Source organism: Neptunomonas sp. XY-337 (assembly GCF_004959845.1).
GTDB classification, from domain to species: domain Bacteria; phylum Pseudomonadota; class Gammaproteobacteria; order Pseudomonadales; family Balneatricaceae; genus Neptunomonas; species Neptunomonas marina.
In genome coordinates, this window is the sequence record NZ_SPLL01000001.1 from 425,497 (window position 1) to 441,397 (window position 15,901).

General features: G+C 48.5%; 12 protein-coding genes. 2 read left to right on the forward strand and 10 right to left on the reverse strand.

The window, feature by feature from the left end; all coding sequences use genetic code 11:
- Positions 1-12 precede the first annotated feature (12 nt).
- The gene (locus E4L36_RS02250; protein WP_127692925.1) at positions 13-201 is read right to left on the reverse strand and encodes a hypothetical protein; all 189 of its coding nucleotides are present in this window, start codon (positions 199-201) and stop codon (positions 13-15) included.
- 214 nt (positions 202-415) lie between these two features.
- Between E4L36_RS02250 and E4L36_RS02255 the strand changes: the two genes are divergently transcribed.
- Positions 416-1,651 (forward strand): TMEM143 family protein, encoded by a 1,236-nt coding sequence (locus E4L36_RS02255; RefSeq protein ID WP_136678905.1) that lies wholly within the window; start codon positions 416-418, stop codon positions 1,649-1,651.
- Positions 1,652-1,873: 222 nt separating this feature from the next.
- Here E4L36_RS02255 and E4L36_RS17775 read toward each other — a convergent pair whose 3' ends face one another.
- The 5 genes from E4L36_RS17775 to E4L36_RS02275 all read right to left on the reverse strand — a co-directional run bounded on the left by E4L36_RS17775 (position 1,874) and on the right by E4L36_RS02275 (position 8,054).
- Complete coding sequence (locus E4L36_RS17775) at positions 1,874-2,020, reverse strand: hypothetical protein (RefSeq protein ID WP_169051448.1); 147 nt, start codon at positions 2,018-2,020, stop codon at positions 1,874-1,876.
- Positions 2,021-2,339: 319 nt separating this feature from the next.
- Positions 2,340-3,134, reverse strand: a complete 795-nt coding sequence (gene xdp1 / locus E4L36_RS02260; protein ID WP_169051449.1) for an exosortase-dependent surface protein XDP1 — start codon at positions 3,132-3,134, stop codon at positions 2,340-2,342.
- A 334-nt stretch (positions 3,135-3,468) separates the two neighbouring features.
- Positions 3,469-6,258, reverse strand: a complete 2,790-nt coding sequence (gene prsT, locus E4L36_RS02265; protein ID WP_169051450.1) for an XrtA/PEP-CTERM system TPR-repeat protein PrsT — start codon at positions 6,256-6,258, stop codon at positions 3,469-3,471.
- A gap of 50 nt (positions 6,259-6,308) precedes the next feature.
- Positions 6,309-7,073, reverse strand: a complete 765-nt coding sequence (locus tag E4L36_RS02270) for a sulfite exporter TauE/SafE family protein (RefSeq protein ID WP_136678912.1) — start codon at positions 7,071-7,073, stop codon at positions 6,309-6,311.
- Between the two features lie 63 nt (positions 7,074-7,136).
- A complete protein-coding gene (locus E4L36_RS02275; protein WP_136678914.1) occupies positions 7,137-8,054 on the reverse strand; it encodes a DMT family transporter in 918 nt (305 codons plus the stop codon).
- Between the two features lie 143 nt (positions 8,055-8,197).
- Here E4L36_RS02275 and E4L36_RS02280 point away from each other — a divergent pair, with 143 nt between their 5' ends.
- Entirely contained in the window at positions 8,198-8,659 is a 462-nt protein-coding gene (locus E4L36_RS02280) for an Lrp/AsnC family transcriptional regulator (protein ID WP_136678916.1), read from the forward strand.
- Positions 8,660-8,712: 53 nt separating this feature from the next.
- Here the strand turns inward: E4L36_RS02280 and ppsA are convergent, their stop codons facing one another.
- The 4 genes from ppsA to E4L36_RS02300 form a co-directional block, all read right to left on the reverse strand.
- Positions 8,713-11,082, reverse strand: a complete 2,370-nt coding sequence (ppsA, locus tag E4L36_RS02285) for a phosphoenolpyruvate synthase (RefSeq protein WP_136678918.1) — start codon at positions 11,080-11,082, stop codon at positions 8,713-8,715.
- 126 nt (positions 11,083-11,208) lie between these two features.
- Complete coding sequence (locus tag E4L36_RS02290; protein ID WP_136678920.1) at positions 11,209-11,703, reverse strand: tRNA-uridine aminocarboxypropyltransferase; 495 nt, start codon at positions 11,701-11,703, stop codon at positions 11,209-11,211.
- 881 nt (positions 11,704-12,584) lie between these two features.
- Positions 12,585-14,765 (reverse strand): OsmC domain/YcaO domain-containing protein, encoded by a 2,181-nt coding sequence (locus E4L36_RS02295; protein WP_136678922.1) that lies wholly within the window; start codon positions 14,763-14,765, stop codon positions 12,585-12,587.
- Positions 14,766-14,901: 136 nt separating this feature from the next.
- Positions 14,902-15,801 (reverse strand): AraC family transcriptional regulator, encoded by a 900-nt coding sequence (locus tag E4L36_RS02300; RefSeq protein WP_169051451.1) that lies wholly within the window; start codon positions 15,799-15,801, stop codon positions 14,902-14,904.
- Positions 15,802-15,901 lie beyond the last annotated feature (100 nt).

Below are 15,901 nucleotides of genomic sequence, written 5' to 3' on the forward strand. Positions count from 1 at the left end.
CAGATATACTGATTAGGCCGCACTTTGAAACAGCTGGCGGCTTTGGTCGGCATAAGTCGTCATCACTGCATCCATATACCAATGCGCTGCACTAAACCAATCATCAATATTTTTTGCCTCAAACACCTTTTCAACATAGGTGTCGAGTAGCGCTTCCTGCACGTCGACCCAATCCTCAAAATCACGGATCTTCGAAGCCATGTGTACCTCACTAGAGCACGAGTTAGTCAAAACTATTCAAAGCGGATACTGCTACTTTGGAATCAGGTAGAATTATACTAAGGTATATTGTGCAGCGCAACAAACAGAGCCGCTTTAACCACGAAAATAGATACTTTTGTACTCGGTTTTTTCTCTACCCTGTTTTATACTGCGCAGCCTCATGAGTTACGAAAAACACTGAACGTCTGCCAATATGAATAGAAAAACACTCAAACCTCTTCGCTTTATTCCGTTCCGAAAAAGAGACATTATCGAGATGTGCTTAGTATCTAACGGATTAAACCAGCAGGAACGAGAGCAGTTTCGTCATGTTGCCACACAGATTCAGCAACTCTTTCATGTGCTTTTTCTAACGCAAAAAGAAGCGATGAAGGATAGCTTTAGCAGCATCAACCCCGACCGAGACACATTCGCCGTCGAACTGCCTGCAACGATGGCAGAAGAGATCACCCCATTTCCAACATTGTTAAGCCAGCTATTGGAAAAGGCGAACTATGAAGCTCTCAACCAAAGCGTGATCGAGGATGCTCTTTCTCAAGATTCATTGTTCAAAGTACGCTTAGAAGTTGATTTCTCTGACTATGCTGAGGTTGTACTGTATGTACGTGGCGAGCACGAAAAGACGGAGTCGGTACCCAAATTCTGGGGGCTTAAATCTGCCCCGCTGACCTTCACTAATTATGAGCGGGTCGCCCTGTATTTGCGCATCCGTGAAGACTTGCCCACCGAACGCGCAGAGACATTTAACCTGCCACCAGGGGGGATCATTTTGAAGTTGTTTAAAAATGTTCCCAAAGCAGATTTGGAGATGCTGTTCCCAAATACACAGGTTCGAATGCGCTTGATCGACAAGCTAATGATTGGCGTTCCCGCCGCGGTAAGCGGTGGCTTAGTGGTAACGACTAAGCTGGGCGCCAGCCTAGTGCTGATCGGATCGCTGCTGGGGTTCTGGCTAGGTTTGCATAGCCGACCTGTTGAGCTCAACCAAGCCGCGTTAGTCGCACTGCTCGCTGGGCTAGGAGCGTTAGGGAGTTATCTCTGGAAGCAGTTTAACAACTTCAAGAACCGCAAGCTGAAGTTTGTTCAGAAGCTGACACAGAACCTGTATTTTAAGAACTTAGATAACAACGCTGGCGTATTTCACCGCCTCTTGGACGAAGCAGAAGAGGAAGAGTGCAAAGAAGCGATTTTAGCTTATTACTTTTTGCTTACCGCGCAGGCGCCGATGTCGCGCCCGATGCTCGACCACACCATTGAGCAGTGGCTGAGCGATAAATGGCAAGCTGTAGTCGATTTTGAGATTGATGACGCCTTAGAAAAGCTGACCACACTGGGGCTCATTAGCACAAATACAGAGGGTGTCATCACCCCCGTGAGCCTCGAAAACGCAACGGCAAAACTCGCACAGCGCTGGGCAAACTTTCAGTAGAAACGTGCAATAAAAAAGGCGCTAATCTAGCGCCTCAAACGTCGGGATGTAACAGCGATGCCCTTCAATTATAGTCTAAATTTGCAAATGTAAAGCTTATTTAAAACTCTTGTTTGAAAAGCTTGACGTATGCGTCATGTCAGTCTAATTTAAAAGAGCATTCTAGGTCAGGGACGACTTCCCTTTTAGATTTTTTAATGGATCTGCCACAAAGCAGCATAGCTACATCGCATAAGGCATCGCCCGCTGCTCTTCTTTTTCTTCTGACGCTTTTACTTTCTCTTTAACCCGCTCATCGAGCGTCTTATTTTCAAACATGCACTTCTTTTGCACCGACACTTTACGTAACGCTTCGTACTCGCCCTTCATCTGACTATATTGCGCAGATTCAGGACCTCAAGAAAGAATAGCGGTACCAAGCCACCGCATTTGTGAGCGTCACGAAGTTTTCTTTGGAGCGGGTTCCAGATTCATTGTGTGGCTTAATTTGATCACAGCACCTTCCATCCGGTGAAAGTAGCAAGTGCCGCGGATTCGGTAAGAAAGTCAGCAGATATATTCAGGCAGGCACTGTCGAAACAGCGGTCTACTGAGCAAAACTCATAACCACCTACTGAAGTGGAGGGCTTTAGGCTGAAAACAAAAAAGCGGGAGTAAACTCCCGCTTTTTTATGCATACTTACTAAGTCTAAGCTTTGCGGCGGCGCTGGCGAGCAGCGAAAACGAGCCCTAGTGACATCAGAGCAAGCGTTCCTGGTAATGGAACACCTGTGTGAGGGCTGCCGATTGGGCCTGGTGTACGTACTTCACCGGTGATGCCCGCAAACTTGATACTATCAAAGGCAGTGTCACCTACATAATCACCACCCGCACCCACGGCAGACATGTAGGTACCAACAATCCAGTAACTCGAGAAGACATTGTTAAGATTACTGTTGGCGCTTTCATAGCCAGAACCAGTGTTGGAGTGATGGCTGATAACACCCCAACCATTGGAGCTCAATTCGCTAACATTCAGCGAAGAGATGTTCTGAGTAGGATCACCGTTACCTGTGTAAGCGAGCACAGTAACGTCAGAGTCTTTGCCCACTGAACCGTTATAGAACGACTCTAGGGAGAACTCTTGATCGCCAAAGTCAAACAGTACAAATTCTTGTACTTTTCCGTTATCGATATAATGCGAGTCACCGCCTGAACAACCACCATTGCTACCACATGGGTAACCATCTTGGTCGATGACTAAACCCCAAGGGTTACGGCCGAATACATGGTTCGCACTTTGTATATCGTTGTGACCAACCGCGTTCCAAGCCGATAACGTCACAACAGAACCATCGCTGCCTGACCATTCATAAGAACCACCGGTAACGGTCGAAATACGCTCGGCGCTGCCTGTAAAGTCCCAACTGACAGCCGCATGAGCGCCGACACTAATCAACGATGCGAACGCACATACACCCACTTTTTTGAACAGTGACAACATATCCATTTCCTACACTATTAAACGGTTATCAATTAAACGAGCTGACTATTCCTAAGCTAGCGAATGTGCACGCACGAAAGTCAGGTATCTCAACAAGCTAAAATACTAACTATGTGTGTGATAGCTTAAGCTAGCGAGATGAACAAAGTATTAATAAAAGTTCATATAGCTAGATCATGAATCTAAACCAGCTGGTTGACTCAAGACAGCTAATCAAGCCGCTATCTTTCAGCTCACTTAAAACTTGCGCAAATTCTAGCCAAAATACAGCATTCAAACAATAACTTTTTTATTAAAAGAAATTAAATCTAATAAAAACAACCGGTTATTAACATCATTCAAACAACTGTTCTTTTAATCTCTCTGCTTTATGCCGCTCACTAAAAGGTAAATCACTGGCTAGCGCTTTCACTATATAACGCTTCGCCTCCGCATCACGGCCAAGTTCAGCGAGCACAGAGCTTAGATGGTAAAGAATTTCAGGTCGGTTCGCCGCACGTGAAACCGCTTCACGCAGATACCTTAAGCCTTCTTCTCTATCGCCATTTTTAACTAATAACCAACCATAGGTATCGGTAACCAACGGATTCTCTGGCGCCAAACCATAAGCATGCTTTGCGAACTTTAGCGCTTCCCCCACATTAAGATGAGAAAGTGCGTAAGCCATATTGTTAAGCAACGACACGTTATCGGGTTGCGCTTTTAAAAGCTCAGCCAACAATACAACAGCGCCACGGTAGTTGTGCTTGTGAAGCAGCAGTTCACTTTCGGTAGCTTTTAAGATTAAGCTTTCAGGCATGGCATCGCGCCACTTCGCGGCTTCGGACAGTGCGTCATCGATACGTCCTTGCTGCTGCAATGTGCGCACCAAGCTCACCGCCAGAGAGTCCACAGGCTGAAGAGCTAGGCCTTCACGATACGCTGTTTCCGCCTCAGGCAGACGCCCTTGTGCAAGGAAAAGGTCCCCTTGCAGTTTGGCACTAACGGGGTTTTGAGGATATGCCGCGCGTAACTGATCTAAACTGGTTTGGGCATCATTAAATAGCCCCTGCTTGCTCTGTAGCTCAGTGATCAAAACTAACGCTTGATAATTTTGGCTATCGACCTGCAGGATTTTAGCCAATGAGTACTGCGCATCTTTGATCGACCCCGCCCGTAGCTGTAGACGAGCAATTTTATAGAGGGCGTCAATATCAAACCCAGCATCTTTCACCATCGTCTTCAACGTGGTTAAGCCAGCCTTATTCTTTTGCTGAATAAACTGAATCTGAGCCAGCGCCGACTTAGCTTCCAGAGAGTTTCCGTTTGCATGTACAGCTGCGCGGATCGCGCTCTCAGCCTCTTCATAGGCTTGCAGTGCAACAAGAATATCAGCCAGATAGAGCGACGCCTCTAGGTGGCCGCTCTGCATACTTGTTGCTCTCTCCGCCCACTTACGCGCCTCGGCAATATTACCGTCAGCCTCCTCCACACGAGCTAACTCCAAGACGACCTTAACATTTTCTGGCTCCGCCTGATTTAGCGCCAACAGCGACTCCCGTGCTTGAAGAAGTTGGCCCTCTAGCGTGTCTATTTTGGCGATATTTATCTTTGCTGGTAGAAACGCTGGAGTGATGGACAAGACATGCTCAAACTGTTGGCGCGCTGCACCCAACTGCCCAGCCGCTAGTAACGACACACCATAGAGATTCTGATAGGTTGCATTATCGGGTGAATTAGCGACAAGCGTTTTACCGATAGCTTGGGCTTGATCAATAAGCCCCTCGTTCAAGTAATGAACCAGCAGCACAACACCTGACTGATGAGATGGATTCTTCTCATATAAGCTCTGTAGTCGTTCGATATCCTCAGCGACACTCTTACCTGCTTTAATACGGCTCTGCGCAAGCTGGGTTTGCAAGTTTAAGTTACGTGACAGCCCAACAGCCTCTTCCAATATGCTCGCAGCCTGCGTGTCACGGCCAGTGGCCGAATAGGCTGCCGCTAATAAGCTCAAGTAGGCTGGATCTCGCGAAGCATACGCCCTTGCCGCCTGAAGCACACGTATCGCCTCTTCAGGGACATCTTGCTTGAGCAAAACATCACCTAATAGCTTACGTGCACCCACATCGGTCGTGTTTCTTCTCAGATAAAGCTCGAGATAGCTTCTTGCCTCTTCTAGCTGAGCCAAGGCGTAATGAGATAAAGCCCCCAACATGAGCAACCTAGCGTCCAATTTAAGGCGCTGCTCTGGAACCGCGTCGATAATTTGCGCCGCTAGCTGATAACTCTCTTTAGATTCAGTTTCATTTTCATCTTCGAGTAAAAGCCCTCGAAAGTAAGCGCCACGAGGCTCATGCTCAGCGACCTCTTTTAGTACATCAAGCTCAGCTCTGGCGTCACCTTTACGGTCCAAGTCGACCAAAATACCTATCTTCGCCACTCGCGCATCCACATGAGCGCGGTCTAGCTCAAGCGCTTTGCTATAAGCTTTTAACGCCTCACTCAACCTCCCCGAGGCATGTAACGTGGAGGCTAGGCTATTCCACGCCCGCGGATCATCGGGGTATTGCATTAACAGCTGCTTGGCTTTCTCTTGTGCGTCGGTACGCTTACCTTCTTTTAGTAATAACGCTACCTCAGCCAAGCTAGGTAACAAAGCGTTATTCTCTAAGCTAAGGGCATATTCAATTTTGAGGTGCGCATCGGTAAATTTTCCCAAAACCGTTAACGCTTCTGCCTGATAGCCCAACAGCGGCACTCGTTCGGTGGGGCTGATATCGTCGGCATTGATATCTTCAACCAACGCGCGGTATTTGCCCTGCTGCAGATAGGATTCTGCAAGATTGATCACCAACAAAGAGGGGTCCGCCCCAAACTCTTGTGCTTGGCGTAATGCATACTCCGCCGCTGCTGCATCACCCTCTTTTAGAAGAATATCACCCGAGAGGATCAGCGAAGGCAGGTGTTTTGGATTAAGTTGCAAGGCATTCTTGAGCTGAATCATCGCTCCTGGCAAGTCATCAGAGTAGAACAAGCGGTTTGCATCTTCATAATAGTTGGCAACATCCGCTTGATTCGCACCACTTACACTGCTGCTTAGTAATGCAGCCAATGCCACTGCTAACGCCTTTTTTCTATACACAACCACTTCCTTCTAAATAACAGATCGCCGCATCCAAGAATCACACGGCACTACCACCACGCTTTCACCAATCCAAACAAACTAACGACCAAAAGCACACTACCTAAGACACGAAAGAAAACCGGCGTCTCAGCGGTGACAAGTTTACGATGAAAACGCGAACCCAGTACATGACCGAGTGTGGCACAAGGGAGTAACCAAAGATGATGAATCAGTTGAAAATCGACACCTGCCCACACGAACGCAGCACACTTAATCAGTACCAAGATAAACCATAGTACAAAGAGCGTGTCACGTAGCGATTCTTTTGCCACTCGGCCCGCATAAACCGCCACGATAAGGGGCGCTCCGATCAAAGATGCACCACTAATGTAGCCACCTAGCGCCAAAAACGTATTGTCCACCGCACGACTGCGACTTTGGAAAGGTCGGTTACGAATATACCCCACCGCATAGAAAGCCACGATGGCAAAGATGAGGCTCGTCATCCAGGCGGTAGGCAATGTCAGCAAGCCAAACACACCAATGAGCTTAGGGATGATCATGACTCGCAGAGAAGCACCCAAGTACTGCCAGTCAATCGTCCCCTCCTGCCCGTGCGGCCGACTTTTTTGGTTACGCCATGCGATCCAGCTGGAAAAAATCAACAAGTGGACCGCGATGATAGGTAGAAAGACTAATGCATCGTTATGAACCAGAAGCAGAAATGGCAAACTCAGGACAGCGCCACCAAACCCTAAGCCAGAGCGAACAAAACCACTCCATACGAAAAGAATACCAATAGCGATATACTGCCAAGCCAGCAAGTTATCCATACTATGCTCCGGGTGAGAAAGAGACGCATTCTAACAGCCCTGACGAGCAACGCGCTAAATATATCAAGCGGGTGAGGAGATCAGCCTCACGTGCAGCGCACGCAGCACACCGCTGGCAACAAACACGCCAAGCGAAATCAAGACCAAACCGACAAGCATGGTTGGCGTCAGCGACTCACCCAATAGCCAGTAACCACCGATGGCCACCAATACAGGGGTTAACGCGCCAATGGCTGAGGTTGCCTCTGCACCAAGTGAACGTACGGCATAGGCATAGCTGAACCCTGTGACGATACCAACACAAAGAAACTGCACAAACATTTGATGCGAGAGATCCGCAAAATTAGCGCTGGCAAACAGTACAGCATCTGTAAACGGAAATAACATCAACAACACAACGGTGGACACACAACACAACAGCGCTGCCCCTGCCCAAGGCGATAGCCCAGACACTCGCAACGAGATGGTAAATAGTGCCCAACACACACTTGCGCCGAGGAAAAACCCATAGCCAATTAAACTCTCTTGGTGACCCGCCCAAAGAGAGCGTACAACTAATACAACAACCCCAGCAGCAATCGCAGCCAAGCCCACCACTTTGCTATGGTTAAGCGGCTCACGATAAAAAACCGCAGCGATAATCCCCACAAAAATTGGAAAGGTGCCGGTAATCAACAAACCGGCATCCGCCGCAAGGCCGTAAGCCATGCCTTGAGAAGATAGAAAGAAAAACGGCAACCCCGCACCACAACAAATACCAAGCAAATAACGCTTCTTAACACAAAGATAGTTCGGCAGATGACGTATCAGAACTGGCCAAAGCACTAGCGCAGCGCAGCCGTAACGTAATATGGCCAACTCATAGGTACTCAAGCTTGATTGCTGGCCATAGCGCATAGAGAGTAGCCAAGACGCCCATATACAGATCGTCAGCATCCCCGCTGCAATACCAAGACTCGCTTGCCCCTTTAGCTCATTCATACCTTTCCCTTTAACGGCTCATAAAAAGAGCACATTATCGAGCGAGTTAGGAGAGCATGTCCTTGCGAATTCGATTACGAAACCCTACCGTATTAGCATAAGCTTCCAATAAATCATTAAATTGTAATTAGATATGCCAACACATGGACAAAACAGATAAAAAGATAGCCGCGTTACTACAAGAGAACGCCCGATTAACCAATGTCGAACTAGCCGAAGCGATAAACTTATCTGCCTCACCCTGCTTGCGTCGCTGGAAGCGCCTTGAGGAGTTGGGAGTCGTTACTGGATATTATGCTGCACTTGATCGACAGCAGGTTGGGCTCAGTATGACCGTATTTGTTGATGTCCGATTAGATAACCACCGCGACCATGCCAGCGATCTATTCGAAAACACCGTGCGAGCAATGGAAAACGTGATCAGTGCATTTGTGGTATCAGGCGCATCAGATTACCGCTTGGAGGTTGTCGTAAAGGATCTAGCCGATTATGAACAGTGGTTAAAAGCGCTACAAACACTCCCAGTGGTTAAGGACATACACAGCAACTTCGCGATTCGTGCGGTAAAAACTAACACGCCACTGCCGCTCTCCACTCTCGAATAGCAGACAACAAAAAAGGGAGCCAAAGCTCCCTTTTCTAAACTTCCAGCGCAATATTACTGAACGTCATTCGCTAGGAAGAACCATGTGTCCAGTACAGAGTCTGGGTTCAACGAGACACTGCTAATCCCCTGCTCCATAAGCCATTTAGCAAGATCTGGATGGTCAGATGGGCCTTGGCCACAGATACCAATGTACTTGCCTTGGTCACGACACGCTTTAATCGCCATAGCCAGCAACTTCTTCACCGCCTCATTACGCTCATCAAAGAGATGCGCGATAATTCCGGAGTCACGGTCTAGGCCCAGCGTTAACTGCGTGAGGTCATTAGAACCGATTGAGAAGCCATCGAAGTATTGCAAGAACTCGTCAGCCAGCAGTGCGTTGGATGGGATTTCGCACATCATAATGATGCGCAAGCCATTCTCGCCACGCTTCAAGCCGTTGTCAGATAGCATCTCAACCACTTGTTTCGCTTCGCCTACCGTACGCACGAACGGCACCATAACCTCAACATTGGTCAAGCGCATTTCATCACGAACTTTCTTGAGCGCACGGCACTCAAGTTCAAAGCAATCACGGAAGTCATCAGAGATGTAACGCGCCGCGCCACGGAAGCCCAGCATCGGGTTCTCTTCACCCGGCTCGTACTGATCACCACCAATCAAGTGACCGTACTCGTTTGACTTAAAGTCAGACATACGCACGATCACTTTCTTCGGATAGAACGCAGCTGCCAGCGTCGAGATACCTTCAACAAGTTTCTCAACATAAAAATCGACTGGGCTATCGTAGCCACCAATGCGACGCTCGATCACTTGGCGCACATCAGCCGGTTGATCGTTTAAGTTCAGCAGCGCCTTCGGGTGAATCCCGATCATACGGTTGATGATAAACTCAAGACGCGCCAAGCCCACACCCGCATTCGGTAGCGCTTGGAAATCAAATGCACGGTCTGGATTACCCACATTCATCATCACATCGAACGGCAAGTTTGGCATCGACTCAACGCTATTGGTCTGATGTTCAAACTCTAGCTGGCCATCGTACGCTCGGCCGGTATCGCCTTCAGCACACGAAACCGTGACCAATTGGCCATCTTGTAGACGCTCAGTGGCGTCACCACAACCCACAATAGCTGGAATACCAAGCTCACGCGCAATAATCGCAGCGTGGCACGTACGACCACCGCGGTTCGTTACGATTGCCGCAGCACGCTTCATGACCGGTTCCCAGTCTGGGTCTGTCATATCGGTTACCAAAACATCGCCAGGCTTAACTTGATCCATCTGCGACAAGTCAGATACCAAGCGGACAGGGCCTGAGCCGATTCGATGACCGATCGAACGGCCTTCAACCAACACATTACCTGTCTCTTTAAGCAAGTAGCGCTCAATCACATTGCCAGATTCGCGGCTACGAACCGTTTCAGGACGCGCTTGTACAATGTAAAGCTGGCCATCGTCACCATCTTTAGCCCACTCAATGTCCATTGGACGGCCATAGTGCTGCTCAATGATTAATGCGATATTCGCAAGCTCTTGCACGTCTTCATCATTGATACAGAAGCGCTGACGATCTTTCGCATCGACATTAACGGTTTCCACTGCGCTTGCGGTTGAGCCTTCGCCAGCGTAAACCATCTTGATCGCTTTAGAGCCGAGTGTACGGCGCAAAATAGCCGGCACGCCCTGCTTCAGCGTTGGCTTATAAACGTAGAATTCGTCCGGGTTGACCGCACCTTGCACAACGGTTTCGCCCAAACCATAAGCAGCGGTGATAAATACCACATGATTGAAGCCAGACTCGGTATCCATCGTGAACATAACACCGGATGAGCCTGTTTCACTGCGCACCATACGCTGCACGCCAGCAGACAATGCAACTTCGCTGTGTTCAAAGTTGTGGTGCACACGGTATGAGATTGCGCGGTCGTTATAAAGAGATGCAAATACCTCTTTAATCGCCTGCTTAACATTGCTCAAGCCGCGAATATTCAAGAAGGTTTCCTGCTGGCCCGCGAATGATGCATCGGGTAGGTCTTCCGCTGTTGCAGAGGAGCGCACAGCAACCGCCAGCTGCTCGTTTCCGCCAGTCATCTCTGCAAAGGCCGTTTCGATCGACTGATCAAGTGCAGGCTGAAACTCTGCATCCATAATCCACTGACGAACCATTTTTCCGGTCTCGGCCAGTGCATTCACGTCGTCAACGTCGAGTTGGGATAGCGTGGTATCGATCTTCTCTTTAAGACCACCATGCTCTAGAAATTCGCGGAAAGCCTCGGCAGTCGTCGCAAAGCCACCGGGTACTTTTACACCGGCTTCGCTCAGTTGGCTGATCATCTCACCCAACGACGCGTTCTTACCACCTACCTTTTCAACATCATCCATACCCGCCTGATCAAGACGCAATACGTAATTTTGCAAAGCTATAACTCCCATACTCGGCGAAACGTTAGTTTCTGGTTCTGACTTTGTCGAATTTGCCACAGGATACTTGATCTTCAGGAAAAAATGAAAAGTTGATGAAAAAAAACGGCAGCTTTTTCCTGCTCAGGCGCCAAATTCCGACAGAAATTTGCTAAAACGCTGCTCAACCACCTGCGCAGCCGATCGAAACCCTGCCTCACTCATAAGCATTGCTGCGCACTCGGCGGTACATAGCCCACCTTCGCGCTGATTTCTGCGCAAGTTAAATTGGGATTGAAGACCGAGGGGTAATGAAATGCGCGGCAGCTCATGCAGGTATGCACTGCGGTTATAGATCTTACGCGCTTCTTGCCAAGTGCTATCGATCAGAATAAGCGTATCAATGCCATGCGTTGCTAGTGCAGATGGCAACACGCTTGTGTGTGCAGCGACTTCTGCAGAAGGGTACAGCAAACCAACGCGGCCCTGATCGATAAAGGTTAAAAGATCGGCATTTGGGTTCTTCCGTGCCCACTCGATGCGTGACACAACAACACCAGGCAGTGGGTCACACAACAGCGCACCGGTATTGGTTTTTTTCGCAAGTTCTCTTTCGTGAGTGAGCAGAATTAGATGCATGAGCTAGCCGTTAAAAAGGGCTAGCATACCTTGCAAGGACGTTGGCGAAAACCACTGAAAAAAGAGGGGCCGGAGCTGCGCATCCTGCTTAGCTCCGGGGTGAAATCTCCTGTTTGAAAAAGCCGATTTTTCAGATTCACCAATAAATAAATGTGCTCGTTAGCGATTTAGAGAAGTAAACAATACAGCTTCGATACTTTTGAAACGCGTCACAAGCGGAGCAACTGGACAATGAGAACGGCGTAAACGCTACCTATCGCTTATCCGCTCGTCTGTTGTTGAGATCATTATATTAGAGATGATTAAAAAAGCCACTTTTGTTTGAATTATTATCTAATAAGCATATTACAGATCATAAATATCATTTTACTTCAACAGCTTAACTAAATTACAAAAAACGATATTTATAAAAATTTGTTTTAATTAATTCAACGTTTACATTGATTTTTAAAGCGAGGATCATCTCGAATCCCGGTGCGATGGCAATAGGGGACGCAGATACTAAGCGCAGTAAGAGGCACGAGTACCCTATCGATATCAGTCACGTTAAACGTAGCTGCGCAGCGCCTTGCTCAATCGGCTTCTTTCTTTTACAGCCGTCTTACCCACCCTTTCGATCATTAAGTATGCAGCACGCCATAAGAAACACGTGGTGCGAAAGTCGCCATCGCGTTTGATAAAAAGCACGGGTAGCGCAACAACCGAGAATAAAGTGCCATGCATTCGGCACGATTTTGGATGTCAGCTCTCCGTATTTAGATACAGCTCCGCTTGTATAACACCCAAAACTCGCCCCCTCACGGTTGCTAGACCAACCTCACCCATGCTGCGCTGATAACCCGTTAGCGCGCAGCTTTACCCATACAGATAACGGTATAATGTTATTTTAAATTGGCAGCACGCGCCGCTTGCAGCTTTTTATAGCTATCGAGCAGACGCAAATGACGGTCCAACCCTTCAAGCTGTGTATTGGTTGGCGTCAGACCATAGAAACGCTCGCTGCCTTCAATAGAGCCGATCACCGCATCCATCACCTGATTACCAAACATACGGCGCAGGTTAAATTCAAAGTCTTCCAGTTCAAGCTCTGCATCCAGGGTGATCTCTAACACCGCGTTCATTGCTTGATAAAAGAGGTTACGCTCAACGGTGTTGTCATTGTACTGCTGGAATGTCTCCACCAGCTCCAGCGCCGTTTCTAGCTCGCCAAGCGCAAGGTAGATCAGGATTTTAAGCTCAAGCACAGTGAGCTGGCCCCACACTGTGTTTTCATCAAACTCAACACCAATCAGCGTACGAATATCGGTGTAGTTGTCCTCTTCGCTCTCCTCTAAACGCTCAACCAGCTCCGCTAACGCATCTTCGTCTAAGCGATGCAGATTAAGGATATCTTCGCGGAAGTAGAGTGCTTTGTTTGTGTTATCCCAGATCAGATCTTCCACGGGATAAACTTCAGAAAAGTCCGGCACGATAATACGACACGCCGCTGCGCCTAAATCATCAAACGTGGCGACGTATACCTCTTTCTCTAGCGTTGCCAAGATACCCATCAAGCTTTCACACTCCTGCTCATTGGAGCCGGAGAAATCCCATGCCACGAAAGGATAATCAGCATTGGTGCTGAAGAAACGCCATGAAATAACCCCTGTCGAGTCGATAAAGTGCTCCACAAAATTATTCGGTTCAGTGACTGCATGGCTGTTGAATGTGGGTTTCGGGACATCATTTAAGCCCTCGAAACTGCGGCCTTGGAGCAGCTCCGTCAAGCTGCGTTCCAGCGCCACTTCAAAGCTTGGGTGCGCGCCAAAAGAAGCAAATACTCCACCGGTTCTTGGGTTCATCAAGGTGACGCTCATGACAGGAAACTGCCCACCCAACGACGCATCTCGAACGACAACTGGGAAGCCATTTTCCTCAAGGCCTTTGATTCCCTCAACGATTGCAGGGTATTGCGCTAGCACCTCTGCTGGTACCTCAGGTAAAACAATCTCCTCTTCAATAATCTTGCGCTTGATCGCGCGCTCGAAAATTTCAGATAAGCACTGCACCTTTGCCTCAGCCAAGTTGTTACCCGCACTCATACCGTTACTCAGGTAGAGGTTTTCTAGCAAGTTTGAGGGGAAGTAAACCACCTGCTGATCCGACTGGCGTACAAAAGGTAGTGAGCAAATGCCGCGCTCGATGTTGCCAGAGTTCGTGTCAATCAAATGCGAACCACACAGCTCGCCCTCGGGATCGTAGATAGCACGTGTATACTCATCGAGAATCCCATCAGGTAACTGGTCATCTTCGGTGAGCGGGAACCATTGCTCATTGGGGTAATGTACGAATTCAGCGTTGGCGATCTCTTCGCCAAAATACTGGTCGTTATAAAAGAAGTTGCAGTTCAAACGCTCAATAAACTCGCCAAGCGCCGAACACAACGCGCTCTCTTTAGTCGCGCCTTTGCCGTTTGTGAAGCACATCGGTGATGCCGCATCACGGATGTGCAGTGACCAAACATTCGGCACGATATTGCGCCATGAAGATATCTCTATCTTCATTCCCAAGGACTCGAGCAGCTCAGACATATTCCGAATGGTCTCTTCCAGCGGCAAGTCCTTACCAAGGATCATCGTCTGGCCTTCATCTTCAATGCCTACTGCCATAATGCCGGAGTCGCTATCAATATTTTCCACCGTCTCGATGGCAAACGTTGGCGACTGCTGAACCACCTTTTTCACCGTGCAACGATCAATCGAGCGCAAAATACCCACGCGATCTTTTTCAGAAATCGTATCGGGTAGTTCAACATTGATCTGGAAGGTTTGGTCGTAGCGATTTTCGGGATCAACGATATTGTTCTGCGATAAACGAATATCATCCGTTGGAATATCCCGCGCGTTACAATAAACCTTCACAAAATACGCTGCACACAGAGCAGAGGACGCTAAAAAGTAATCAAATGGGCTAGGCGCGGAACCATCACCTTTATAACGAATCGGTTGATCCGCAATCACGGTGAAGTCGTCAAACTTCGCTTCTAGGCGCAGGTTATCTAAAAAATTTACTTTGATTTCCATTTGAAAACTCGTCTTAGTTAGTCAGCAGGCCAACCGGAAGATTGTCAGGCGGCATTCGGCAAGGGCGCTATCTTACAGGATTCAGTGAGATAAAACGAAAGTCGCACCCATATAACGTGTTAGCCAATGTAGCCTTCTAGTCCGCCGCTCTTCTGACCTCGCCCGGCGTCTTGCCGGTCACATGCTTAAACGCTTTACGGAACGCCGCTTCAGACTGATAACCGCAACGCTCTGAAATATCAAACAGGGTTAAATCGGTTGTTTGCAGCAGCTCAGCAGCGGTCAACATGCGCCACTCAGATAGGTAGGCAATGGCTGTTTTTCCCGTTAAGCTTTTGAATTCGGCGGCGAAGACGGCACGGCTCATACCTACGGCACTCGCCAATGAAGCCAGAGTCCAGGGCTTGGCAATATCGGCATGGATCAGCGTTAGCGCCTTACCTACCTGCGGTGAAAACAGTGCTTTCAGAAGTCCAGAGGGTAATCCCTTTTCTAGCTGGCTGCGCAGGATATGAATGAAGAGCACATGCGCTATATAGTCGACAGCTAACGAGGTACCTGCGCCCTGCTCTTCGAGCTCAGCGATAAGCAACTGCAACAGAGCGCGCGTATTGCCGAGGCGGCTGGTATCGCTCAGCTCTAACACAATCACTGCTGGCAAACTATCCAACAAAGGCCAGTCGGCTTTGTTCTCAAACATAAAGTGGCCGCAGGTTAGCCCGGTCACCTCCCCCTGCGCGGGAGCCCCTAACTGCGCCATCGTTTGCTCAACCAGTTCAGCATTCGGGCAATGGCTCTCACTGCTTAAATAGTGCTGCGCATCATGCGGAAATATCACTAAATCCCCCGCCGACAACAACCTTGGGGCCTCATCCTGTAAATGCAGCCAACTGCGGCCGCTGTGCACTAAGTGAAATGGTACAGAGCGGCTACCAGACGTATCGACCGCCCAACAGCCCTGAAAATCGGTATGCAGGTAAACCTCCGCTTTAAGGCGCAGCCACTTCAAGATATCGCTGAGAGCATCGGTATACATAAAAATACTCCTGAACATAAATACGAGACATTAAGACATATATCGTCTTAATAACCGCGTTTAAAGTAAACCCCACAAACATAAAGCAAAGCGAAACCAA

Coding starts and splice junctions, on each gene's coding strand:
- E4L36_RS02250 (WP_127692925.1), bottom strand. CDS start 201: ATGGCTTCGAAGATCCGTGATTTTGAGGATTGGGTCGACGTGCAGGAA.
- E4L36_RS02255 (WP_136678905.1), top strand. CDS start 416: ATGAATAGAAAAACACTCAAACCTCTTCGCTTTATTCCGTTCCGAAAA.
- E4L36_RS17775 (WP_169051448.1), bottom strand. CDS start 2,020: ATGAAGGGCGAGTACGAAGCGTTACGTAAAGTGTCGGTGCAAAAGAAG.
- xdp1 (WP_169051449.1), bottom strand. CDS start 3,134: ATGTTGTCACTGTTCAAAAAAGTGGGTGTATGTGCGTTCGCATCGTTG.
- E4L36_RS02270 (WP_136678912.1), bottom strand. CDS start 7,073: ATGGATAACTTGCTGGCTTGGCAGTATATCGCTATTGGTATTCTTTTC.
- E4L36_RS02275 (WP_136678914.1), bottom strand. CDS start 8,054: ATGAATGAGCTAAAGGGGCAAGCGAGTCTTGGTATTGCAGCGGGGATG.
- E4L36_RS02280 (WP_136678916.1), top strand. CDS start 8,198: ATGGACAAAACAGATAAAAAGATAGCCGCGTTACTACAAGAGAACGCC.
- E4L36_RS02290 (WP_136678920.1), bottom strand. CDS start 11,703: ATGCATCTAATTCTGCTCACTCACGAAAGAGAACTTGCGAAAAAAACC.
- E4L36_RS02295 (WP_136678922.1), bottom strand. CDS start 14,765: ATGGAAATCAAAGTAAATTTTTTAGATAACCTGCGCCTAGAAGCGAAG.
- E4L36_RS02300 (WP_169051451.1), bottom strand. CDS start 15,801: ATGTATACCGATGCTCTCAGCGATATCTTGAAGTGGCTGCGCCTTAAA.